Genomic DNA, 21,299 nt, shown 5'->3' on the forward strand with positions numbered 1-21,299 from the left:
GACAAGTAAGGCATAAGGCGGGCACGCTCGCACGAGCGCGCCCGCCTTTCATCCGCCTTATCACCACTCAGACGAGCGGCAGAGCCGTCAACAACGCTCCCCCGCTTCAGCTTGCAGGTGCCTCTTGGCCCTGCCGAGCACTGAGCAGGGATCGTGTCCCTTTTCCTTCGCGAAAAGTAACAGGTCGGTAATCAGGTCCACGACCTCACAAGCGGGCACGCCACCAGTCCAACGTCGGTCTGCGCCCTCGGCGTGGAGATAAGCGTCGAGAGCGGCTTGAGCGAGTTCAACGCGTCTAACCCTTGTAGGCATGAGCGTTCTCCTCACCGCCTGGCCTTTTGGGGCTGCCAGTGCGGCTATGCGGTTACCGCGTTCGAATTAAACGCCGTGATGACCGCGCGGTTCTCGCAACATTCGTCCTACTTCAGCAGTATATCTTCATATAAGCATACAAACGACGTGACCTGTACCAAGATACCAGCGCCCTCAGCTCCCCTCACCCTGTTCGTTTGGCAGCGCCTGCGTCTGTCGGACCGCCTTCTTGAGCTCGGCCGCTACGGCGGATGCGCGGCCGGCGACCCAACTCGCCTGCTTGGAGGTGAATTTCCAAACCGGGCTGACGTCTGCTTTCGGGCGGGGCTGGCAGCAACCTGCACGACCAGCTTGGGTTCGAGGCGAACCGTCTGATTTCCGGCGCCGCGCGAAAGCCCGCTCCCGCGCATAGCCGGAGTTACCGGACGGCTGCTTTCAGTAAGAGCCGACGGCGCCCCGGCCGGCTCGGTTAGGTCGGAAGCCGCGCATCCGCTTTTGCGGCCGGCCTTCTCCGAAGCGGTCATTCTGCTTGCGGCCAAGTGTTGTCGTCCAGGCCGCCGCGGCTGCTGGCGCGCGGTCGTTCCGAAAGCTGATGCTCGGTCGAGCTTCGGCCTTCGCGCTGCGTGGACTGGACGGCGTCCGCCGCCAAGCGGAACTGGTGCACTTCGGCTTGGTTGCTGAGCTATGTCTTCTCCGGCCCCGCAGCCCGGTCTTCGCGTGAGCGTCGATCTCAACCTCTGCCAAGCCTACGCTCAGTGCTGCTACGCAGCGCCACAGCACTTCCGTATCGAGGGGCCCGAGGCGCTGTTCTACGACCCCGCGCCCGGAGCGCGGGATCGCGCCGACATCGAACGGGCACGGATCGCCTGTCCCGTTCAGGCGATCCGGGTCGAAGACAAAAGCCATGAAGGCGCATGAGATGGGACATGGCCAGCCCAGCCGTGCGTTGGTGGTCGGTGCCGGCCTTGCAGCCCTGCGCGGGGCCGAAGCGATGCGCGATACAGGCTTCTCTGGCACCCTCACGATCGTCGGGGCCGAGCCCTACCGTCCCTACGACCGGCCGCCGCTCTCAAAGCATGTACTGACCGGTCAGATCGCCCCTGACGCCACCACCCTGCCGAGCAGCTTCGGTGAGGACGTTGACTGGCACCTCGGCATCCCGGCTGTGCGCCTCAATCGCGCAGACCGCCTGGTTCACCTCGCGGACGGCACAGCGCTGCCCTACGACCGCCTGCTGATCGCCACCGGCACCCGCGCCCGGCCCTGGCCGAACCCACACGAGGGCAGGCTCGCGGGGGTCTACACCCTGCGCGGCCGCGACGACGCAATTGCTTTGCGCAAGGCGCTTACTTCCGGCCCAAAACGCGTGCTGGTGATCGGCGGTGGCCTGATCGGCTGCGAGGTAGCCAGCGCATGCCGGCAACTCAGCCTACCCGTGACCCTGGTCCAGCCCGGCCCGGCGCCGCTCGCCCGTGTGCTCGGCCGGTATATTGGAGCGATCGTCGGCGCAATGCACGAGGCTCGCGGCGTCGACCTGCGCCTGGGTGGCGAGGTCGAGTGGCTGGAGGAGGCAAATGGCCGGTTCATGCGCGCGCACCTCGCCGATGGCACGGCCATCGCGGCGGACATTGCGGTGATGGCGCTCGGCGCAGTGCGCAACACCGAGTGGCTCTACGGATCCGGTCTGTCGTTCGACGCGGGCGGCGTCGACTGTGACGCAGACGGTTACGTACTCGGTGAAGATGGCTGCCCCGACACCGCGATCGCGGCGGCGGGCGACGTGGCGCGTTTCCCCCACCCGCTCTACGGCGGACACCGCATCGCGGTAGAGCACTGGGGCCATGCGGTCGCGCAGGGCGTGCATGCCGGTCGCCTGCTCGCCGGGGATAAGCCCGAACGGAACTACGCTGCGCTGCCGGCTTTCTGGTCAGGGCAGGCGGGCGTCACGCTCAAGTCAGTCGGGCTGACCGAGGGGGCGGACGCGATGACGATCGCCCAGGGCGATCCAGCCACAGGCCGCTTCCTCGCGCTCTACGGCCGAGAGGGACGGTGTATCGCGGCCGTGTCGGTCGATTGCGGGCGCTGGCTGCCGGCCTACGCAGAGCGGATTGCAGCAGCTGCACCCTTCCCACCCGAAGAGACAGTGATCGACCGAGGTGGCGCACTTGCCATCCTGGCGCCTGGCTTTTCCTGACGCGTAGGCACCGGACTCGACATGGCCGACGCAACCCTCCTCAGCCAGATCAAGGACTTCTCCAACCGCGCCGACCCGTACCCGCTGTACGCCCGCCTGCGGCAGACTCCGGTCTCGTGCCAGAACGACGGGGGGCAGATTGACGGCGCTTCGGGCGACAAAGCACGGGGCGTGTGGGTGGCAGCCAGCCACGACGCCGTCATGCGCTTGCAGAACGACCCGCGTCTCAGCGTCGAGACCCAGCCGCCGACGAAGCGCCCGTCCACCGGCAACCCGGTTACGGACTACCTCGTCAATCCGGTCAAGAACCGGATCACCGACAGTCACCAGCCGTTCCTGTTCCGCGACCCGCCCGCGCACGATCTCCTGCGCGCTGCCACCGTTCATCAGTTCACCCCCGCTCGCGTGCAGGCGATGCGCGCCCGCTCGGAGCGGCTGGTCAGCGAGATGCTGGACCGCAAGGTCGGCTCGCACGAGATCGATATCGTCGCCGACCTCGCCTACCCCCTTCCTGTCGCGGTAATCTGCGAGTTGTTCGGCGTACCGGAGGGGGACGAGGCGAATTTCCACGACTGGTCGAGCCAGCTCGCTACGGCGGTCGAGCCCGGTGTTGTCGTCAGCGAAGAGACCCGCATCGAAAACGCCCGGACCTTCGACGCCATCTCGGATTACCTCGCCGACCTCGTAGCTGAGAAGCGTCGCCAGCCGCGCGACGACCTACTCTCAGGGTTGGCCAATCACGCCACGCCTGATGGCTACAGGATGGGCGACCTCGACCTGATTTCGACCGCGATCCTGATCCTCGTCGCCGGCCACGAGACCGCGGTGAACCTGATCGGCAACGCCTGGCTCACGCTGATGCGCCACCCGGACGAGTTGGAGCGCCTGCGCGCCGAACCCGGCCGTGCCCCGCGCGTGGTCGAGGAGGTGATGCGCTACGATCCCCCTGTGCAACTCGTCAGCCGCAAGACCCTCAGCGCCATCGATATCGCCGGCACTACGATCCCCGAAGGTGAGGCCGTCGTCCTGATGCTCGCCGCCGGCAATCGCGACCCGGCCGCGTTTCCCGACCCGGATAGGTTTGACCCGGATCGCGTCGGCACGCGCCACCTCGGCTTCGGGGGGGCTGCACTACTGCGTCGGAGCCCCCTTAGGCCGGTTTGAGGCTGAGGCCGCGCTCACTGCGCTAGCACGCCGCCTGAAGGCTCCCCGCTTGATCGAAGATCCTCCGCCCTATCGCCGCCCAGCAACCCTGCGCGGACCGGAGCGTTTGCGGGTGGAGATCGAGGAGGTCCGTTAGCGGGCGTCAGTGTCTCGGATCAACGGACGCCATCGTCATCGGTGATACCTCTTACGATGCTGAGGCTACGCGGATGGCCAGTGTGCGCACAATCGGGCTGCTCAGTGTCGGCTGGTCGGCCGAGGAGCTGAAGCAGGCAAGCTGCATCGCCACGTACCGGGATCCGGCAGGTCTGCTCGCCCACGACGATGGTTTGCCTTTAACGGGGCCACAGACCTAGCGCTTCGACGACGGGATGTGTGGCTCATGAGTGATCAAATCCCGAACGTCCCTGGTGGTCCGCACCTAGGTTCCATCGCAATGCCACGCGATATGAACGCGAGTGGCGCCATCTTCGGAAGGTGAACCGTGTCGCAGATGGATCTGGCCGGGGGTACCTTCGTCGCTCAGCGCGCACAGGGTCGCGTCGTCACGGTCAGCATCGATGCGATGCGCTTCCTGCGTCCGATCTCAGTCGGCGATGAGGTCAGCTGCTATTGTACGCTGCATGAAGAAGGTGAGACGTCACTGGCGGTTAAGGTCGAGATCTGGGTTCGGGAACGAAGCGGCAGAAACCCGGAGAAGGTGACCGAAGGCGTGCTCACCTCCGTGGCGCTGGACGACGACGGCAAACCTCGTTCTCTGCGCGGAATAAATCAGAGCTAGGCCAGCGCGCACATCCTGGTGGCATGTGATTGAGACAGCCGCTACCTCTCGCCCATCGCAATCCTAATTTGCTGCTCTTCTAGATCGAGCTCGGCCATGAGTACGGACAGCTCCTCGTGCTCGAGGTCATCCCTGTGATCGGCCAGTAGCTTCGTCCGCGCCGCCTCGATGGCTGTCAGTCGCAGGTCGAGCCTCGCAGATAAACGTTCCACGCCGATACCGCTCTCCTCGCTCGCATGAGCGGCACGCTTGGCACGCTGGCGCAACTCGCGGAGCAGGTCCTCGGCGGCCGCGGCCTGCTCCGGACCGAGATCCTCCAGCTTGTCGGTGACGGCAGCCATCGCGGCGACCGTGGTCTTGCTGCGCGCTTCGATTGCCTGCGGCGTGACTGCCGGATTGGTCACACGGTCTTCTGGCTCGCTCAGACCGTAATAGCGGATCAGGGGACCGAGGGTCGTGCCTTGGATCACCAGCGTGGCGAGGATAGCGCAGAAAGCTAGGAACAGGATGAGGTCGCGTCCGGGGAAGTTGACCGGAAGAGCCAAGCCGGCAGCTAAGCTCACGACGCCACGCATTCCAGCCCACGACAGGATTGTGGCGTGGCTCCACGGGGGCATCGGATCTTGCTCCCGCAGGCTGCGCGATAACGCACGCGGCAGCCAGAGAGCCGGGAAGACCCAGATGAACCGGCTGACGATGAGGGCAGCGGACACCGCCAAGCCCAAGATCGCGAGATGGCGGAACTCGTACTGGCCGAGACGTTCCCCGATTCCGCGCAACTGTAGGCCGATGAGTACAAAGACCAGGGCGGTCAGGACGAACTCGACAAAGCTCCAGACCGCACCCGACTCGAGACGGGTCCGGGCGGTGAAAGCCGCGTGCTGCTTCTGGCCGAGTACGAGGCCGCAGGTGACCGCCGCGAGTACGCCCGAGGCATGGACCTGCTCCGCCGCGAGGTAGGCTGCGAAGCCCGCCAGAAATGAGACGAGGATGTCGAGCAGGGTATCCTCAAGGTGACTAAAGATCCACATCGCGATGCGGCCGACGACGTAGCCGATCAACGTGCCGCCCGCGGCCGCGAATAGGAACGAGAGGGAGGCTTGGCCAAGCGAGACTTCGCCAGCCAGCGTCGCGGCGACGGCGAAACGGTAGAGGACGAGCGACGATGCGTCGTTGAGCAGGCTCTCGCCTTCCAGGATGACGACGAGCCGCTTTGTTATACGAAAGTTCTTCAGCACTGACGCGGCCGCAACCGCATCGGGCGGGGCTACGATTGCCCCCAGCGCGATGGCGGCGGCCCAGGGCAGGTCCGGCACCAGGAACTTCGCGGTGACCGCCACAGCCGCGGCCGTGAACAGGACGGCACCAAGCGCGAGGAACAGGATTGGACGCAGGTTGAAGCGGAAGGCCGGCCAATCGGTCCTGTAGGCACTTGCCTGAAGCAAGGGAGGCAAGAACAGGACAAGCGCGAGTTGTGGGTCGAGGGTGACGGTAGGCAGGCCCGGGATCAGTGCGAGGGCCATCCCGCCTAGGACGAGGACGACCGCGAGAGGGACCTGAAGACGGCGTGCGACGAGGGCTAGAACGACGCAGGCCGCGAGCAGGGCTAGGAGGGTTTCAAAGATCTCCACACGAGCGTCTCCGCGCGAGGAAGCTCACCTCCCCTCGCGGGGTTCAACCGTTCGACTTGCTCGATGTTCGCGTCCGCACAGGGCGATGTGCAGCAACTCTTCGGAGCACTCCGTCGCGCATCGAGCGGTTTGCCGCCAGTGATCCTCAACCGAGGCCACGGCAAAGGCGCAAGACGGGTGGATCGGTAGGCGGCCGCCTGAGCGCTTCGAACCAAAATCAGCTGCCTGCGTGTCGGTGAGCGGGATGACGTTGATTGGCCAACAGGGGGATGGCCGCATCCTGCGCTACCTAATGTCCGATACCACCAGCCAGGAACCGCCTTTGTCGCAGGTCGGTTTCTGTGAGACCTGACACTTAGCCTCGCCGCGAATTTAGCTCTTTGCCGGCGGCGGGTCCTGGGCAGCTGATCAGCTCCGCTCTTACCCCAGACGGAATGTCGCCGATGTATGATGGTGTTAGCGCGACGAGCGGAACGCAGCCGGTTGTTGTGGTCACCGGTGCCTCCGCCGGGGTCGGACGCGCGGTGGCAGTCGCTTTCGCCCGCCGTGGCTGGTCCGTAGGCCTAATTGCTCGAGGGCGCGACCGATTAGAAAGCGCGTCGCGCGAGGTCGAACGCGCTGGTGGACGCGCGATCGTCCTGCAGGCCGACGTGTCCGACGCTGAAGCGCTTGAGGCTGCGGCAGCACAGGTTGTCGGCGCCTTTGGCCGAATTGATTTCTGGGTGAACAGCGCCATGGTGACGGTCTATGCACCGGTCGCCGCGATCAGCCCCGAAGAAGTCAAACGTGTCACGGAGGTAACATACCTCGGCCAGGTGTACGGCACGCTCGCGGCCCTGCAGCACATGCGGAGGCGCAACCGCGGAACGATCGTGCAGATCGGGTCAGCTCTGGCCTATCGGTCTATCCCACTGCAATCCGCCTACTGCGCTGCGAAAGCTGCTGTGCGTGGCTTCACGGACTCTTTGCGGAGTGAGCTCCTGCATGAGCGCAGTCGTATTCGTCTCACCATGGTCCAACTGCCAGCGGTCAATACACCGCAGTTTGCTTGGGCGCGCAGCCATCTTCCCCAGCGGCTGCAGCCCGTGCCCCCAATCCACAATCCTGCACCAGTCGCAGAGGCGATCGTCCGTGCTGCGATCGAGGCACCGCGTGAGCTCTGGGTAGGAGGTCCCACGATCCAGGCGGTTCTGGGCAACATGGCGGCTCCGCGTGTACTGGATCGCCTGATGGCGCGCCGAGCCTGGACCGGTCAGATGACGGGTGAAGCAGCCTACCCTCGGCCCGATAACCTGTTTGAGGCGCCTGCGGGCGACCCTGGCGCAGAAGGCCGTTTCGGCGAACAGTCCCGCTCAAGAGTGTTTTCAATTTCGGAAACGTCAGCACGCATTTTGATCGCTGCTTTCGCTCTTTCAAGCGCAGCCGGCCTGACAGCGCTCGGCTACCGGTTTGGCGTGGACCGGCGTCGTCATGCTCCCACAAGGCGTCTACCTGAGCGAGAGCAAGCTGCACGTCTCGTTGGCTGAGATCAGCCGTATATGCGCTTCATGACCGCGACGGCTGCCAGTCCGGATTGACGTGGAATCTAACTGGGTTGTCGGGCGTCATCTCGTGTTCTCGAGCGGCTGGCGTCATCTCTCGCAGGTCCCGCATCGTGTTCGAGGTTAATCCTCCACTCTGCCCTCAACTCGCGCTCGTCCATGAGCCAAAACTCCAGTTGATACCCGATAGGCCGGTGTTTCGGTCCCACAAGTCGTAGGCGCACTCCCGGATCTGATCGTGCGAAATCACCGGGTCCGCCGCATCATCGGCTGCTGGATCTTCGCTCATTCGCTAGCCTCATCTGAACCGTCGAACGTCGAAGACAGCAACTTATTGTCCGATGCTGGCCTGACACCTCGTTCCGCTGGTCAGCGGTCTACTTCGCCGAAGATGATGTCGAGCGTGCCGGGCACGCAGAACACATCGGCCCGTAGGTGACCGCGACATAGCCAGTCCATCGCCTAAAGATGCGCGAAGCAGGGATCAGATCTTACAGCGCAAGGCCCGGGTCATCCCGTCGGACACGAGATGAATGCTGAACTCGCCCTTCGGCGCCTCGGTCGCCACGTAGGCCTCGGCCGGACCGGCTCGAAGCTTGCTGAACTGGCCTCTGCCCCTGCCAAATGCAGTCTTCATGCAGTTGGTGTCGGTTCTGGCACCCTGCGGCCCGCGGGAGAGCAACCGGCGCGTCCCAGGATCCCGCTGCACGCTCACTGTGTTCCAGGAGTGCCCTCCCTTGTTGCCGGAATGCGGTGATGTCGCTCCAGAGCGAACCCAGCCTCTCTCTCGTCCGTCTTCCCGAGGTTACGCTCAACGTCGCTTCGGCTGGGCCGAAGGATGGTGCACTCACCATCCTACTTCATGGCTTTCCGGAGTTCTGGTTCGGCTGGCGTCATCAGATCGACGCGCTCGCACGAGCAGGCCTGCACGTCGTTGCTCCAGACCAGCGCGGGTACAACCTCAGCAGCAAGCCGGTGGACATTGCTGCCTACCACCTGGATCGTGTGGCAGACGACGTGATCGCACTCGCTGACAGTTACGGGGCGAGCACGTTCGACGTGGTGGGGCATGACTGGGGCGGCATCGTCGGATGGTGGCTCGCCTCGCGATCTCCGGAGCGCGTTCGGCGCCTTGTCATCCTGAATGCCCCCCATCCGGATGTGCTCGCGAGCTACGCTCGCCGCCACCCCACTCAGGCACTCCGGGTCTTCTACTTTGGGGCTTTCCAGGTGCCTTGGCTGCCGGAAGCTGGCCTCCGAGCGGCCAACTTCCTGGCCATGCGCCAGGCGCTTCGTTTGACGAGCAAGGCCGGTACGTTCAGCCACGCCGATCTGAACCGCTACTGTGAAGCGTGGGCACAGCCCGGTGCTCTGACCGGGATGCTGAACTGGTATCGCGCGCTGCGCTTGAAGGACCGCTCCGAACGCGCGCCGATCGATGCACCGACCCTGATCGTGTGGGGAAGGAAAGATCCGGCGCTAAGCCCGCGTCTCGCCGCGGAAAGCCTCAGCCTCTGCACGCAGGGCAGGATCGAGTGGTTGCCGGCCGCAACACACTGGTTGCACCATGAAGAGCCGGACCGCGTCAGCGCCGCGCTGACCAGCTTTCTCGGTTCATAATGCTCGCTCGGTTCGGCCTGCACCTCGTACTTGGGCCGGATCGTTGGACAGAATCCGAGTTCCGCGCTGATCAGGGATCCAACGCTGGCCTGCGGCTACAGGCCCGCAAATGAGCGGAAATCCAGATTTGGTTGAGCAACATCTCTCCTGGTCAGAACCGGGAATGTGGGCTGTGATGGCTCTGGCTGCCGTGTTCCTCTGCCTCGGTGGCTTGTTCATCGTCTCTCCGTCCGCCGGTGCTGCTATCTTCGGCATCCCGGCGCCGAGCGGCGTCCCGGCGGGCTACCTGCGAGCCATCGGCTTTCGCGATGTGGCCCTGGCTCTCTACCTAGCCGGCCTCGCCTGCTTCTCGACGCGCCGAGCCGTGTGCCTGGTGTTGATGGCGAGCGTGTTCATTCCCTTCTGCGACGTCATCCTCGTCTGGATGTCCGATTCCGCAACCTTCTGGCAGATCGCACTGCACGGGGTGAGCGGAGCCGGTCTGGTCCTCATTGCAGCTTTGATATCTCTGAGCGCGAAACGTGCATGAGTCCCGCGAGCGGCCGCTGGCGGGACACATGGAGAGCGTGCCTGCGGACCGGGCTGCTAGAAATCAGATCCGCCGAATTGCCAGCGCCACGTCCGTGATCAAAGGCGGCAGGACGACCTGCAGTCCCGCAGAAGCGTGCGCGATTGCCGTATTCGTTCCGCGTGGGTGGCCCGCCTCCGTGTTCCACGCGGTGACGGCGTAGCGCCCGGTTCGCAGACAGGGAAGCGACAGTCGGCCGGAGACCGGGGGCGCGTCATGACGCACCTGCCCGTTCGCCGCCAGTGCATCCGTGCGCAGGCACCAGACAACCGCTTGATCCGCATCTCCGCAGGCAAAAGCCCTGACTCCCGGCACTTCGACGTCAACCTCCTCACTGAGGTTGCGCCGCCGGAAGCGGTGCCAGTCGATCAACGGCAGGAAACCGGCAAGGCTGCGCTGAGCTGCCCGCATCCCGTTGCTCAGGCGATGTGGATGGCGGTTTGGCCAACGCATCCCGCCGCCAGCCCCGCCGCTGGCCAGATGTGCCCATTGCAGGTGGCGGAAGTACTCGTCGTCGAACGGCTCGGGCAGGGTGACATGCCGGTCCTTGAAGCTGTGGATCGGACCGTGCTCCGTGTCGAGAAACGGCCGGCCGTCGTGGATCGCAGCGAGGCTCTCGCGAACGATCCGCCCCATGGCGATGGCAGGGTCCACGGTGTTGCGCGGATCGTCGATCGTGCCCTCGGCGTAGATATGGATCGTCGCAAAATCGAGATCGGGATGGCGGAAGATCGGCTCTGCCAAAGGCAGGTGCGGACGCCACACGAGTTCGGGTCCGAACAGGGACACTGTCTGGGGATGACTGCGTCCGTAGAGCTTCGTCTCCAGGGCGCGGACGTGCTGGCTTAGGTCCGCGATGAAGGGCAGGAAGCCGTCGGCGCAGCCCTCCGCGTGTGCGGGGTGGATTTCATTCCAGAGATCCCAGCCGAACAGCACGCCCGAACCGCCCCAGCGCTCGACAGCGAACGTGAGGCGGTTCTTGATCGCGCCCCGAACAGCCTCGTCCAGGAGGAAGCGGGAGGGATTGGCCAGCGGCCCGCCGTTGCGCTGGTTGTAGGGGTGATGGCGCCAGTGGAGCCACATCCAGAAGGTGTCGAAGGGGGTGAGCAGGATGCGCAAGCCCACCTTCCCACACAGGCCGAAGAGATCATCCCAAAGGCGGACCATTGCCGGCACAAACTGGCCGAGCGGGCGCTCGATGTAGCGGTGGCGCACCTGTGCATATTCCAGCATGAGGCGCAGGCACGTGACGCCGTGATCAACGAGGTACCGAAGGTGTGCCTCAACTCCAGGCAAGTCGCGTCGTCGGAAGAGGCCGGCCAACTCGTCCCAGCTGATTGCGTCGTTCTGACCAATCGGCGTCCAGGGCTCGCCGGTCTCCGTCATGAAGTAGGGCACACCAGGTTCGGCAACTCGGATCCAAGGTAGCGGGTCGGACTTCTGATGCCCGGCGCCGTCTGCGCCCGAGAGTTCTCCATCATCGGAGGTGAGGAGAGGCGCTGCGCCGTGTGAGGAACTGAGAGCGAAATGGTAGGCGCGGGGATCGTGCTCGTGCATCCGACGTCACTACAGGGGCCACAGGCTCGTAGCGAGCCCATGCCAAAGACAGTGTGGCATTCTGGAGAGCTCGTGATGCCGCTACCTGGGATCTGGCCTGCAGGCCGGATGCCGCCGGGCGGAAGCGATCGTGCGCGCTGGAGGCGAATGAGACGGCCAACGCGTCGACCCTAGGGCCTCCGAACGAATGACTATTGCAGCAGATCAGACAGAGATCGACGGCATGCCCGCGTGACCGCGGGAACCTCAAGAAGTGCACCATCGAGCATTGCTACCGCCTCGCGTGTAAGGAGCGGAACGAGGACGGGCACCCCAATTGCGAGATAGCGCAGTACTAGCACACCAACCTCACGTCCTCTTTCCTATCAATGACTTAGCCGTGCTCGCGTTCAAATCTGCATCGGCTGCTCTCGTTGGAAAGATCGGATCCACACGGCGCTGACACAACGCCGCAAGCAGCAGCGGCTTATCGCATCGCACCCCATATCTGTTGCAGCGCACGTAGGGCTCGACCCTGCGCTTTACGGAGTACCCCATGTCGAATTTGAAAGACCGTGCAGCTGCGCGCATCGCTCTCGTGCCCGCGGCCGTCGCACCTGGGTATGCGGATGCAATGGCGCGGCTACCACGTGTTCAGATTTCCAAGCGCCGCCCTTCGGCAGACCGTGATCTACCAGCGGTAGGTTCGTTCAACTAAGGCAGACGGCCCGCTCCTCAGAGGGCGGGCCTCACGCCACCTTCAAACTCGCAACCCGCAGGCCGGCTTTCCGCATGCATATGCGCAGCCCAAGGACCGCCAGCTTCCCTCTAAGCCCGGCGAGAGCCTCGCGAAGCGCCGCCTCGTCCTGCCAGCACCCTGCGGCCAACAGAGCAGCTGCATCATTGGCGGTCGCCTCGGCCTTCTCCCACAGCCGGGCGATGGTCCGCGAACACCGTGGCCGCTGCACTGGCAGTGTGTGCGATCTGCTGCCGGGAGCACCACGTAAATTAGGTGTGAGCTGTCGCCAATTCTCGCAGTTCTCACCGGCAAGTCTCTGTTGAACAATTTGGGCTCGACAGGCGTTTGTGCTCGATCCCGAACACGGGACAATTGAGGAAACGCCTATGAACACGAAGATTCTCGGCCTGGCGGCCGCTCTTGCCGTTGCTCTGACAGGCTCGGCTTACGCTCAGCAGCCCGCCGGCGGTGGGAGCGCAACCGGCAATATGAACAATCCGGGCTCCGTGAAGAGCGAGGGGCAGAAGGCAACCGAAGAGGCGACGGGTACGAGCACCCGCTCACCTGCAGCTGGCGCCGCAGCGGTACCTGGAACAGGAACCGCACGCCCTGGCGTCGGCGCAGGAGGAAGCACCACGGCACCGGCTCGGTAAAATCCGCGGCGCAACGGCACCCTGAGGCGTCCTCGCCCTCGAGCAGATGACAGCGGGGAACTCTGATCCGTACAACCGGTTGGCCCGGCAACTGTGTCGAGCAGAACCGTCCTTACGGTGCTCGACATTGGTTTCGCCCGGCCCAGGATCATCTCTCCTTGGTCGGGCTCTTCTGTCCGTCAGCAACACAAAGATACAAATCTGCGACGCCTTGTGCTTCCCGTGACGGGATCCGGCGTGCAGCAAACCGGGTTTTTGCTTCACGCTTCTGGATAGGAGATGATCCTGATGAAACGTCTTGCTCTTGCCTCAACGGCGGTGCTGGCCGCGCTCGCTTTCGTTCCGACTGGTGTTGATGCACGCGGCTTTGGCGGCGGTGGTTTCCACGGTGGCGGCTTTGGCGGCGGGTTCCGTGGCGCTGGGTTCCGCGGTGGCCTTGGAGGCTTTCGGGGTGGGTACGGCGGCTTCCGCGGCGGGTATGGTCGTTACGGCTACGGATACGGTCGTGGATACGGCTACGGCGGCCTGGGACTTGGCCTCGGCTTGGCCACAGGTGCCGCCCTCGGATACGGCCTCGCTGGCGGGTACGGCTATCCCTACGGCGGCTACGGCTACGACGGCTACGCCCCCGTGGGCTACTATGGCGCCCCGTACGGCTACTACCGCCGGCCTTACGGCTACGGGTACTACGGCTACTGAGCGCGACGCACGGGCGCCATACACGCGCCCGTAACCGAGGCCTCTCCATCGTGCTTTCGAGCCAAGTTGCGTATCGGCTCGGTCACGCTGGTGAGATCGGACGCTCGTCCGCCCCGTGAGCAGTTCGGGGCGGGGGCGAGCGGACGAGCCTGCCGGAACCCATGTGGTCCGTACGCCTTCCTCTCACAACGCAAAGGGAGGCCAGCATGGGACACGACGTAGACGCGGCGCGCGAAGCCCTCGGCACGTATCGCAGGCCCCCACTACAGCGTGAGAACAAGAACATCACGCCGGAAGCGGGCTGCAGCGGCCCGCACTCTCCAGGACGCCTAATGCTCGATGTTGGCGAGGCACCTGAGAGCGGCGGGTACGACAACCGGCCGGACATGCCCCGGCCCGACAACGCCAAGGGCGGCCATAGCGCTGGCTGACGTGCAACGATGTGATCGGAGACCCAGCACGTGGAAGCCAATGACCTGAAGCAACCGCCCTTTCGCGTGCTCACATTCCGTGACGGGCAGCAGGTGATCGCCGAGGATGTCGAGACCGAGGTGGCTGCACGGACCCGCTTCGCCTCAGCGGTTGACCTCTGCAAGACCCGCGACGACGCCCACGGCCATCATGTCGAGCTGCATGCCGGGTCGGAAGTGCTGGACAGGTGGTCCAGCGCTGACGCCTGATGTCGCTGGCCGTACTGGCAGACTGACCCGCGATTGCCGCAGGCGGTCGGCTTACGAGCTAATCCCCCGCGCTGCCAGCACGGCGCGAAGTGCTTGTGCGAGCCCTTCGAGCGCGAACGGCTTACGCAGGAAGCGTGCTCCCATCGGCATCTGCTCCTCGCTCGGCCGCTCCACTCCCGACACAATCAAGATCGCGACCTCTGGCCAACGCGCCGCCACGGCTTTTGCCAGGGTGAAGCCGCTCAAAGGCTCACCGGCGAGGTCGACGTCTGCAACCATGGCCACGAGCTCGGGACGGGCCGCCAAGTGGGCCTGAGCCGCCTCCACTGTCGAAGCCTCGGCGACCTCGTACCCAGCATCCCGCAACGCCGCAGCCGCTTCCATGAGCTGCACGGGATCGTCCTCGACAATCAGCACGGCAAGCCGCGGCGTGAAGGCGTCCGCCATTCAGGATCTCCGCACAACCAATGCGGCATCAACGCAGCTGACCCTGATTGTGTGTCACTCGATCGCACCGGGCTCGGGCTGCTGCCGGCCGATCCGCGCGGGGTCCATTTGGGTGACGTTGCCGTGCCGATCCCGGTACGCCCGGGTAGTGAGCTCACTGGCGTTTCCGCCAGTGAGATCCGAGCTGACGTACTACAGGGCAAGTGTACGTCCAGGCCCGTTGGCCTTACTTGGCGAGATCCTCGGCCATCTTCTGGTGGTGCTCAACGATCGGCAGCGTCTTCTCCGCAAACGCCTTCAGATCCGCGTTATCGCCGCCCTTTGCGTAGCGCCTGTACAGGTCGACCGTATCCTTGTGGCCCGAAATCTGATCGGAGCGGTATTGCTTCTCGAAATCGTCGCCGTTCAAACCCTTAAGTTTATCGAGCATGCTCTGGTGCTTGCTGTCGAGAGAACCCGGAATGTCCGCCTTCACCTTGCCACTTTGAACCAGGTTTTTCATGGTCTCGCTCGATGTGGTGTGATCGGCAATCATCTTGTTTGCGAAGTCGTTGACCTTCGTGTCTTTCTTCTCCTGAGCAAGCTTGCTCGACTGGATTTCGAACATGTCACTGATAGCAGCCTCAGTGACGAAGTCCTGCGTATTCGGGCTGGCGCCAACCAACGAGTTCAGACCAGTCTTCTCGGACACGCTCTCGGCGAGAGCTGGGCTCGTCAAAACCAGGCATATAGCTAAGGTAGTGAGCTTCTTCATAACGGTCCCTCCTGATTTGTGTCAGGAAACTGTGGAGCGCCGATGCCGTTCCGCACGAAACATTTGGCCCACCGCGGTGGTCCGGCGTGACTGGCCTCGCAAGAGGCTGGCGAGCCGTACCTTGGGCACGAACAGTCACCTGTCGGCGTTCCTCACCGCCTGTGTTGCGTAGCCGGAGAATGGCCTTGGAGATCGTTAGCCCGTTCGCGCCACCGAGGAAGAGGAGGAAGAGCGGGTTGCTGAACCCCGCCCCTCGCGGTCCAGACGATCGAGGAGACAGCACATTCCAGGCGGGCATGTTTGCGCTGATCGCGCTCGATCTCGTCATCAGGTTCGGGGCCGACCTCTGGCATCTGCTACAGCCTATCGGGTAACCGGAGCTGCGGCGAGGAGCCGACTGGGCTGGCCGGGGCGACGGTGCGGGCTAGCTCGCCGCGATATGGATCAGCCCGCGCCTCCCCAAAACTGAACCAGTGCCACGAACATCCCGGGGATCGTTTCGCCCGCAATCGGCGCGAACAAGGCGAGCACGGACACTGATAAGATCAGCACGATCGCGGCATTTCCTTACCGTTTGCCGTGATCAGGTTCAGGCTTGGGCGGCTCCCAGTCCCGATAAATCCGGCGCTCATCGGGTGGCAGGAACATGAACAGCGGTGAGGCAGGGCAGGCACTGATAGGATGTTGATGCGAGTCGACGCGCCAGTTTGCCCCCGTTCCTCGCGTCGTCTTGGCGGTGGACAGGGAACCGACACAAGAAAGCCCGCAGCGGCGAACCGGGCGATCGCGAGCCGCTCGCCGGCTCGCGATCGCTCTATCGAGTCGGGAAACAAGGTGGATCAGCGGGGTTCCCCGTCCCAAGTGCATCCATCATGTGAGGTCTTCGTGAGCACACGGTTCGTTGGTATCCTGGCCGGTATGGCACTCACGCTCGGCGTGATCGTCTCGGCTCCGGCACTCGCCCAAGACTCCTCGGGTGGAGGCACTGGCAGTGGGCTTGATCGTGGCACTGAAGCGGCCCGAGCAAATGACCGCACCGCCGGGGTACGGTCTGGTCCGGGGCGGAGCTACTACCATCGGCATCGTCGTCATCACCGGCACCACCGTCGCTGACCCAGAGCTACTCCACGGGCACGTGCTCCTCGCCGTAGCCCAAGAGGTGCCGCCACGGCCGGCTCCTCTGGTATGTGAGGCCGGCCGGGCGCGAGTTGCTCGAGGCGATAGGAGCGCGGGATCCCGAGCAAAAGAGAGCCCGCCGCGGCGAGCCGGGCGGGCAAAGGGTTCGTTCTGGGGATTGACACCTCGTAGACCCGCACGCGGCCGAATAGTTCCCCAAACTGCTAAGACGCTATCAGCGTCAGGACGGTCGTTGCCACCGCCATCGAGGCAACGGTTGAGAACACAGAAATCACGACTCATTCCAGTGTCGTTCCTCCTGGCAGCATTGTTTTCGCTGCCTGGAGGCAAGCCGTCATATTCCGCTTCCGACGGAGGTGCTCCGGCACACGCATCTAGATGCAGTCTAGCTAATGGCATAGCTGTCTTAAACAGTGAAGAATGGGAAATCGACAGTAGTTTTAGCGCGGATGAAGGCGGGAATACGATGTGATCTGTCGGGTTTGGATCATTGTCCGACAAGAAAAGAGGAACTTACTACATTTCCCCTGCAAGCCCCGGGCTGCCCTCAGCTTAAACCTGGGGGCGGCCCGTTCGCGCGCTTAGACCCTTCCCTTCCGCACCCATTTGGACCATGCGCGCTCCAGGGCTGCCACGGCGGACCCGATCCCGGCGGATACGCTGGACAGGCCGATAAGTAAGCACGCGATGATCATTCGGGCCCGGCCCACTAACTGCACCGGCCGCAGCCGCGCCGAAGGCAACGACCAGCGCGGCGAGGATGGCGGCGTCGACCTTCGCAGGCATCTCTCATGCTCTGGCACCGCGGCTAGATCCACGGTGTAGCCCTTCGCGGCCAGCGCCTCGAGCACCAGGTGCTTGACGGTCACCCGGCGGTTTAGCGCCTCCTGTCGCAGCGCTGTCCAAATCGGAGCCGGCCCTTCGAATCAAGGGGCGGTACCTTTAGCTGCGGCAGGTGGGGCAAGTGGGGCTCTGGGTGTCTGGTAGACGGGCCTGCAGCCGGCGCAGGCTCAGCCAGTGACGGTACCAGCTCCTCGGCCCGGGCCCGGCCGCGGACAAGGGCCGGGTGAAGCCCAGGTCGCCGGTGGCCACCGCGAGTTGCTAGCCGTCCTCGAGCGGAATCAAGGGCCGCGGACGCGGCGCGGGCTGGAAGTCTGGCTTCATAATGCTCAGGCCGCCTGCTGCCGGCTGTAGTAGAGGGTGGTCGTGCTCGCCGGCCGGCACGTGGTCGGCTACCTTCAGCATTGCCGCGGCTACGGCCTCGACGAGGCGGCCTGAGGCTTCGCGTCCTTGGCTGGACCGAGGCTGTCGAGGAGGGAGAGGTACTCGAAGCGGCCGTTTCCGCGCGCGCCCTGGGTCAGCAGCCCAAGACCATGGACCGCGTCGCGTCCGCCCGCGGCCCAGCGGTCGCGGATCGAGGAGGGCGAGAAGTCAAAGCTTTTAGCCGCGAGTTGGTCCGCGCCTGCACGGTAGACGAGGTGGAGCAGCGTGACCGCAGGCCCGGTGGGATCGAGCCGTTGCCGCAACTCGTACTCGCGCCTCAGGCCTGCGATTGCCCGGCGCGGCGCACTGGCAAAGATGAGGTCGTTGGCCCGTTCCAGCACCGCATCGAGGGAAGCAGGGCGGCGGGCCTGTAGGCTGAACAGATCCGAGGCGATGCACAGGAGGTCCCGCTCCGGCTCGGTCCTGAAGAGCGGGTCGAGAGGCAGGTTGTTCGTGTAGCCGGCGTCGCACAGGACGCGCCCGTCCACCTCCACGGGCGGGAAGGCCGGAAGAATGGCCGTACTCGCGAGGATGTGCTCGGGCCGGACCTCCTGGCGCGCGGTGTCGAAGTAGACCTCCTCCCCAGTTTCGATGTCGACGCAACCGACCGTCAGGCGCGTGCCGCCGCGGTTCAGCCGCTCGAAGTCGACGAGACGCTCCAAAGTCCGCAGAAGGGGAGCGTTGTCGAACAGCGCCACGTCGTTCGGCACCCACGGCAAGGCCGACCACAGGCCGGGAAGCCGGTGGCCGAAGATGCTCGGGCGCCCCCAGGCGAGCGCCAGGAGGGCGTGCAGTCCGTTGTAGACTTGGCGTGGTTTGAGCAGGCCGGTCGGGCTCGGCCCCGTACCTTGCGTCGCCTCGTCCCAGAACATCCGGAGCTTGGTGACCCTGTCCTCGGGGGCGTTGCCCGCGACGATGGCGGCGGTCACGGCGCCGATGGAGGCGCCGACGACCCAATCCGGCCGAAGGCCGCTGTCGTGCAGCGCCTCGTAGGCTCCGGCATGATAGGCGCCGACGGCGTTGCCGCCGGCGAAGACAAGGGCGAGGTCGCGTGCGTGATCCGGCATCCTAGCTTTCGTGCTTTGATGGCTATCCCTGCTCATAACCCGGACAGCGCCGCCGAGGTCACCGGGCCCGCGCAGGTTCTCGAAGCGGGTGCCTCGCCAGCCGCCGGCGGGCACCCGCTCTCGCGTCTACGCCCGGTTTGGCATCAGTCGTGCGGCTTGAACACGACCTTGGTGCGATTGTCGGTCTTGTTCCGGAACGCCTCGTGGAGGGCGGGTCCTTCCTCCAGGTCCGTCGAGCGGTGGCAGATGATGAAGGAGGGGTCGATCCCGCCCTTCTGGATGGGCTCCAGCAGCGGCCTCATGTAGCGCGCCATGTGCGTCTGCCCGGTGATCGCGGATCCGCTGATAGGACGCGCCAACCCGCCGGCCGGCGCCTGCTCCAGCGCTTCGGAAAGTGTCTGCCGGATAGCCGCTGAGCGATCGTCCGACTTTTCCGCTTCAGCCCGACACTTCAAGGTACACTCTGCTCAATCATTCCACGAACGGTCGCCAGCATTCTCGCTTCGCAGTAGGGTTTCCGCAGGAAGCATGCCCGGCTCGGCACATCCCCCGGCATAGGCTCAATCTTGCCCGACGTCATGATGATGCCGACACTGGGCCAGCGCCTGTCGACGCAAGCGGCCAACACGATCCCATCGAGACTATCTCGTAGATCAATGTCTGTGAGCACAACACGGATGCCGCTTACCATTTCGAGTGCGAAAACAGCCTCGGCCACATTGCAGGCGTCAACGGTGTAAAATCCGGCATTTTTCAATGTCTCCGCCGTAGAAGTCCTCTCGATAATTTCATCGTCGACAATAAGAACCGATGGACTGCCGTTGTGTGTGCGATCATGCGCCGGAGACATTACCCAAATACTCCCATCTGGGCCGGTTCCCGGCAAAGCAATACTGGTGTCGCCGGATACGATCAAGCGACTTCAGGTTGCGTTTGGCTGCAGAATGCGCCCCCTAGTGGCATTTCGCACTGATCAGGGCCCGTAAGCCTCTATGAATATTGATTTTATGCTGCTTTCGTGATTTTTGGATCGCAACGCGCGTCACAGATAGAGTTATTTAACTTGAGTTATTGATTCGAATGCAATATCGGTTGCGCATCGCCCGGAGCCGGGCTCATGGAAGCGTCGACATCGCCTCTGAGACAATCGAGGCATGCGGTGTAAGCGAAGCGATTGAGGCCGCCAGCCGTGCCATGGGTCTTTTCTTGGCTGACCTGCCGGGAGTTGGGATCCTCACAGACGCTGTAGAGGACGGCCTCGTCTGGTCCTCCAGGTGGAACATGCCACCTCCGCCTGAGTCCGACTTCATCCGCTTCTGAACGCGAACAGCTGGACCATCAGCCGCTGCGTACGCCCGGTCGCTTGGGCAATCTTCTTGTTCGGCATACCTAGTTGTGACAGGGCCTGGATCGCCGCCGGTTGCCTTCGTCTGACGATAGCCATCGTACTGCAGGCGCCTCAGCGCGGTCACCTACTTACGGACCAGCAACATATTTTGCCCTAAATGATGGATGGCAAATCAATCTGGCAGATGTCAGATTGCGCTAAGCTGGGTTTCGAAGCGAGGCTGCCGGGCCGGCCCGATGATCGGGAGCGCGTCTATGAATGTCGACGGGCGTGTTGAGGTGAGCTTCACAGAGGTCTGCGCTGCGACACGGCAGGCTTCCGAGGATGCGCACCTCGTCTTTGCCGATCAATGCTTGGCCGCGGTCCTCCTGCCGACTGATCATGGCTGGTTCATGCAGGCTGGCTTCGGTCCTTGTAATCACGAAGCCATGTTCTTCGACACGCTGTCATCCGCGGCCAATTGGGTGCGGGAGCGCTTTGCAGAGTAGGGACCGCTGAAGGCTCAGGGCAGTGCCGCCAAGCGCGAGACCAGTACCAATAGCTCGGCCTGGCGATGTGTGTGCGTCTTCTCGAACACGGCCTTGAGCTGAGTTCGCACGGTTGCGACGCTAAGGTGCAGCTTCTGCGCTATCTCGTCGAGTGTCTTGCCCCCAACCAGAAGCAGCGTCAGCCTCGCTTCGGCCGGGGTCAGGCCGAAGATCTGCTCCAAACAGCCTGTGCTGGGGAGTGGTGTTGCGTCGAGGTCAATCAGGAGCAGCACCGAATGTGGGCCGTCCTCGCTCAGCACCGGAACGGGCACGAAGTTCATGATTAAAGGTCTCTGACCGGCTCGCTCGATCAGGATCCAGTTCTCGCTTTCGAAGTGAACGCGGGTGCGGCCTCGCCCGAGCAACTGCTTGACGACCTCGCGTCCAGAGCCGTTAAGCGCGGAAACTGCTGCTTCATCGAGATGAAATAGCTGCTGTAGGATGCGCCGGGCGCCGGTATTGGTCGCAAGGACTTGACCACAGGTCGACAGGATGATGCCACCGCATCCCATGCGGTCGAACACACGCAGCAGGGGCATGCCCACCAGCATGGTCTATGGCCTTTTGCAGCTTCCACCCAATTTCTAGAAGCGTTCAAAATTAGATAGAGCGTGGCGATTTCCGCTGCGCATCCCCCA

At 64.0% G+C, this 21,299-nt stretch carries 17 protein-coding genes and 2 pseudogenes; 10 read left to right on the forward strand and 9 right to left on the reverse strand.

Annotated features, from left to right (window positions below; all coding sequences use genetic code 11):
• Window positions 1–996: 996 nt before the first annotated feature.
• From M6G65_RS15325 to M6G65_RS15340, 4 genes and pseudogenes are all read left to right on the forward strand, one after another.
• Window positions 997–1,230: a ferredoxin gene (locus M6G65_RS15325; protein WP_238195299.1), complete on the forward strand. Its 234-nt coding sequence runs from the start codon at window positions 997–999 to the stop codon at window positions 1,228–1,230.
• Entirely contained in the window at window positions 1,217–2,506 is a 1,290-nt protein-coding gene (locus M6G65_RS15330; protein ID WP_250104136.1) for an NAD(P)/FAD-dependent oxidoreductase, read from the forward strand. The genes M6G65_RS15325 and M6G65_RS15330 overlap by 14 nt, the downstream gene beginning before the upstream one ends.
• 21 nt (window positions 2,507–2,527) lie before the next feature.
• A pseudogene (locus tag M6G65_RS15335) lies at window positions 2,528–3,806 on the forward strand (cytochrome P450).
• A gap of 357 nt (window positions 3,807–4,163) precedes the next feature.
• Complete coding sequence (locus M6G65_RS15340; RefSeq protein WP_238195356.1) at window positions 4,164–4,451, forward strand: acyl-CoA thioesterase; 288 nt, start codon at window positions 4,164–4,166, stop codon at window positions 4,449–4,451.
• A gap of 41 nt (window positions 4,452–4,492) precedes the next feature.
• Here M6G65_RS15340 and M6G65_RS15345 read toward each other — a convergent pair whose 3' ends face one another.
• Window positions 4,493–6,082, reverse strand: a complete 1,590-nt coding sequence (locus M6G65_RS15345) for a Na+/H+ antiporter (protein WP_238195296.1) — start codon at window positions 6,080–6,082, stop codon at window positions 4,493–4,495.
• Window positions 6,083–6,525: 443 nt separating this feature from the next.
• Here M6G65_RS15345 and M6G65_RS15350 point away from each other — a divergent pair, with 443 nt between their 5' ends.
• The gene (locus M6G65_RS15350) at window positions 6,526–7,608 is read left to right on the forward strand and encodes an SDR family oxidoreductase (protein ID WP_238195295.1); all 1,083 of its coding nucleotides are present in this window, start codon (window positions 6,526–6,528) and stop codon (window positions 7,606–7,608) included.
• Between the two features lie 384 nt (window positions 7,609–7,992).
• Here M6G65_RS15350 and M6G65_RS15360 read toward each other — a convergent pair.
• Window positions 7,993–8,200: pseudogene (locus M6G65_RS15360) on the reverse strand (NADH-quinone oxidoreductase subunit D-related protein); the annotation flags it as partial.
• A gap of 179 nt (window positions 8,201–8,379) precedes the next feature.
• Here M6G65_RS15360 and M6G65_RS15365 point away from each other — a divergent pair.
• Together M6G65_RS15365 and M6G65_RS15370 are read left to right on the forward strand one after the other, a co-directional pair.
• A complete protein-coding gene (locus M6G65_RS15365) occupies window positions 8,380–9,243 on the forward strand; it encodes an alpha/beta fold hydrolase (protein WP_238195294.1) in 864 nt (287 codons plus the stop codon).
• A gap of 175 nt (window positions 9,244–9,418) precedes the next feature.
• Window positions 9,419–9,772 carry a DUF4267 domain-containing protein gene (locus tag M6G65_RS15370; protein WP_238195293.1) on the forward strand — a complete coding sequence of 118 codons (354 nt, stop codon included), beginning with the start codon at window positions 9,419–9,421 and terminating at the stop codon, window positions 9,770–9,772.
• 63 nt (window positions 9,773–9,835) lie between these two features.
• Here the strand turns inward: M6G65_RS15370 and M6G65_RS15375 are convergent, their stop codons facing one another.
• The gene (locus M6G65_RS15375) at window positions 9,836–11,209 is read right to left on the reverse strand and encodes a glycoside hydrolase 5 family protein (RefSeq protein ID WP_238195292.1); all 1,374 of its coding nucleotides are present in this window, start codon (window positions 11,207–11,209) and stop codon (window positions 9,836–9,838) included.
• Window positions 11,210–13,282: 2,073 nt separating this feature from the next.
• Here M6G65_RS15375 and M6G65_RS34010 point away from each other — a divergent pair.
• Together M6G65_RS34010 and M6G65_RS15385 are read left to right on the forward strand one after the other, a co-directional pair.
• Entirely contained in the window at window positions 13,283–13,438 is a 156-nt protein-coding gene (locus M6G65_RS34010) for a hypothetical protein (protein WP_373323680.1), read from the forward strand.
• Window positions 13,439–13,899: 461 nt separating this feature from the next.
• On the forward strand, window positions 13,900–14,118 hold the full coding sequence (locus tag M6G65_RS15385) for an OTU domain-containing protein (protein ID WP_238195291.1): 219 nt from the start codon (window positions 13,900–13,902) through the stop codon (window positions 14,116–14,118).
• Between the two features lie 51 nt (window positions 14,119–14,169).
• On the opposite strand, the gene M6G65_RS15390 is transcribed toward M6G65_RS15385, so the two are convergent.
• The 5 genes from M6G65_RS15390 to M6G65_RS15410 all read right to left on the reverse strand — a co-directional run bounded on the left by M6G65_RS15390 (window position 14,170) and on the right by M6G65_RS15410 (window position 19,702).
• Complete coding sequence (locus M6G65_RS15390) at window positions 14,170–14,565, reverse strand: response regulator (protein WP_238195290.1); 396 nt, start codon at window positions 14,563–14,565, stop codon at window positions 14,170–14,172.
• A gap of 226 nt (window positions 14,566–14,791) precedes the next feature.
• Entirely contained in the window at window positions 14,792–15,319 is a 528-nt protein-coding gene (locus M6G65_RS15395) for a DUF4142 domain-containing protein (protein ID WP_238195289.1), read from the reverse strand.
• Between the two features lie 2,390 nt (window positions 15,320–17,709).
• Window positions 17,710–18,786: a patatin-like phospholipase family protein gene (locus M6G65_RS15400; RefSeq protein ID WP_238195288.1), complete on the reverse strand. Its 1,077-nt coding sequence runs from the start codon at window positions 18,784–18,786 to the stop codon at window positions 17,710–17,712.
• Between the two features lie 143 nt (window positions 18,787–18,929).
• The gene (locus M6G65_RS15405; RefSeq protein ID WP_238195287.1) at window positions 18,930–19,100 is read right to left on the reverse strand and encodes a hypothetical protein; all 171 of its coding nucleotides are present in this window, start codon (window positions 19,098–19,100) and stop codon (window positions 18,930–18,932) included.
• A gap of 137 nt (window positions 19,101–19,237) precedes the next feature.
• Window positions 19,238–19,702 carry a response regulator gene (locus M6G65_RS15410; RefSeq protein WP_238195286.1) on the reverse strand — a complete coding sequence of 155 codons (465 nt, stop codon included), beginning with the start codon at window positions 19,700–19,702 and terminating at the stop codon, window positions 19,238–19,240.
• A gap of 686 nt (window positions 19,703–20,388) precedes the next feature.
• On the opposite strand from M6G65_RS15410, the gene M6G65_RS15415 reads away from it, so the two are divergent.
• Entirely contained in the window at window positions 20,389–20,622 is a 234-nt protein-coding gene (locus M6G65_RS15415; protein ID WP_238195285.1) for a hypothetical protein, read from the forward strand.
• Between the two features lie 14 nt (window positions 20,623–20,636).
• Here M6G65_RS15415 and M6G65_RS15420 read toward each other — a convergent pair whose 3' ends face one another.
• Complete coding sequence (locus M6G65_RS15420) at window positions 20,637–21,212, reverse strand: helix-turn-helix transcriptional regulator (RefSeq protein WP_238195284.1); 576 nt, start codon at window positions 21,210–21,212, stop codon at window positions 20,637–20,639.
• Between the last annotated feature and the right edge of the window lie 87 nt (window positions 21,213–21,299).

Origin of the sequence: Methylobacterium tardum, assembly GCF_023546765.1 — a bacterium.
Taxonomy (GTDB): domain Bacteria; phylum Pseudomonadota; class Alphaproteobacteria; order Rhizobiales; family Beijerinckiaceae; genus Methylobacterium; species Methylobacterium tardum.

Coding starts and splice junctions, on each gene's coding strand:
- M6G65_RS15395 (WP_238195289.1), bottom strand. CDS start 15,319: ATGAAGAAGCTCACTACCTTAGCTATATGCCTGGTTTTGACGAGCCCA.
- M6G65_RS15340 (WP_238195356.1), top strand. CDS start 4,164: ATGGATCTGGCCGGGGGTACCTTCGTCGCTCAGCGCGCACAGGGTCGC.
- M6G65_RS15325 (WP_238195299.1), top strand. CDS start 997: ATGTCTTCTCCGGCCCCGCAGCCCGGTCTTCGCGTGAGCGTCGATCTC.
- M6G65_RS15370 (WP_238195293.1), top strand. CDS start 9,419: ATGGCTCTGGCTGCCGTGTTCCTCTGCCTCGGTGGCTTGTTCATCGTC.
- M6G65_RS15350 (WP_238195295.1), top strand. CDS start 6,526: ATGTATGATGGTGTTAGCGCGACGAGCGGAACGCAGCCGGTTGTTGTG.
- M6G65_RS15405 (WP_238195287.1), bottom strand. CDS start 19,100: ATGGCGCGCTACATGAGGCCGCTGCTGGAGCCCATCCAGAAGGGCGGG.
- M6G65_RS15390 (WP_238195290.1), bottom strand. CDS start 14,565: ATGGCGGACGCCTTCACGCCGCGGCTTGCCGTGCTGATTGTCGAGGAC.
- M6G65_RS15330 (WP_250104136.1), top strand. CDS start 1,217: ATGAAGGCGCATGAGATGGGACATGGCCAGCCCAGCCGTGCGTTGGTG.
- M6G65_RS15365 (WP_238195294.1), top strand. CDS start 8,380: ATGTCGCTCCAGAGCGAACCCAGCCTCTCTCTCGTCCGTCTTCCCGAG.
- M6G65_RS15415 (WP_238195285.1), top strand. CDS start 20,389: ATGAATGTCGACGGGCGTGTTGAGGTGAGCTTCACAGAGGTCTGCGCT.
- M6G65_RS15400 (WP_238195288.1), bottom strand. CDS start 18,786: ATGCCGGATCACGCACGCGACCTCGCCCTTGTCTTCGCCGGCGGCAAC.
- M6G65_RS15420 (WP_238195284.1), bottom strand. CDS start 21,212: ATGCTGGTGGGCATGCCCCTGCTGCGTGTGTTCGACCGCATGGGATGC.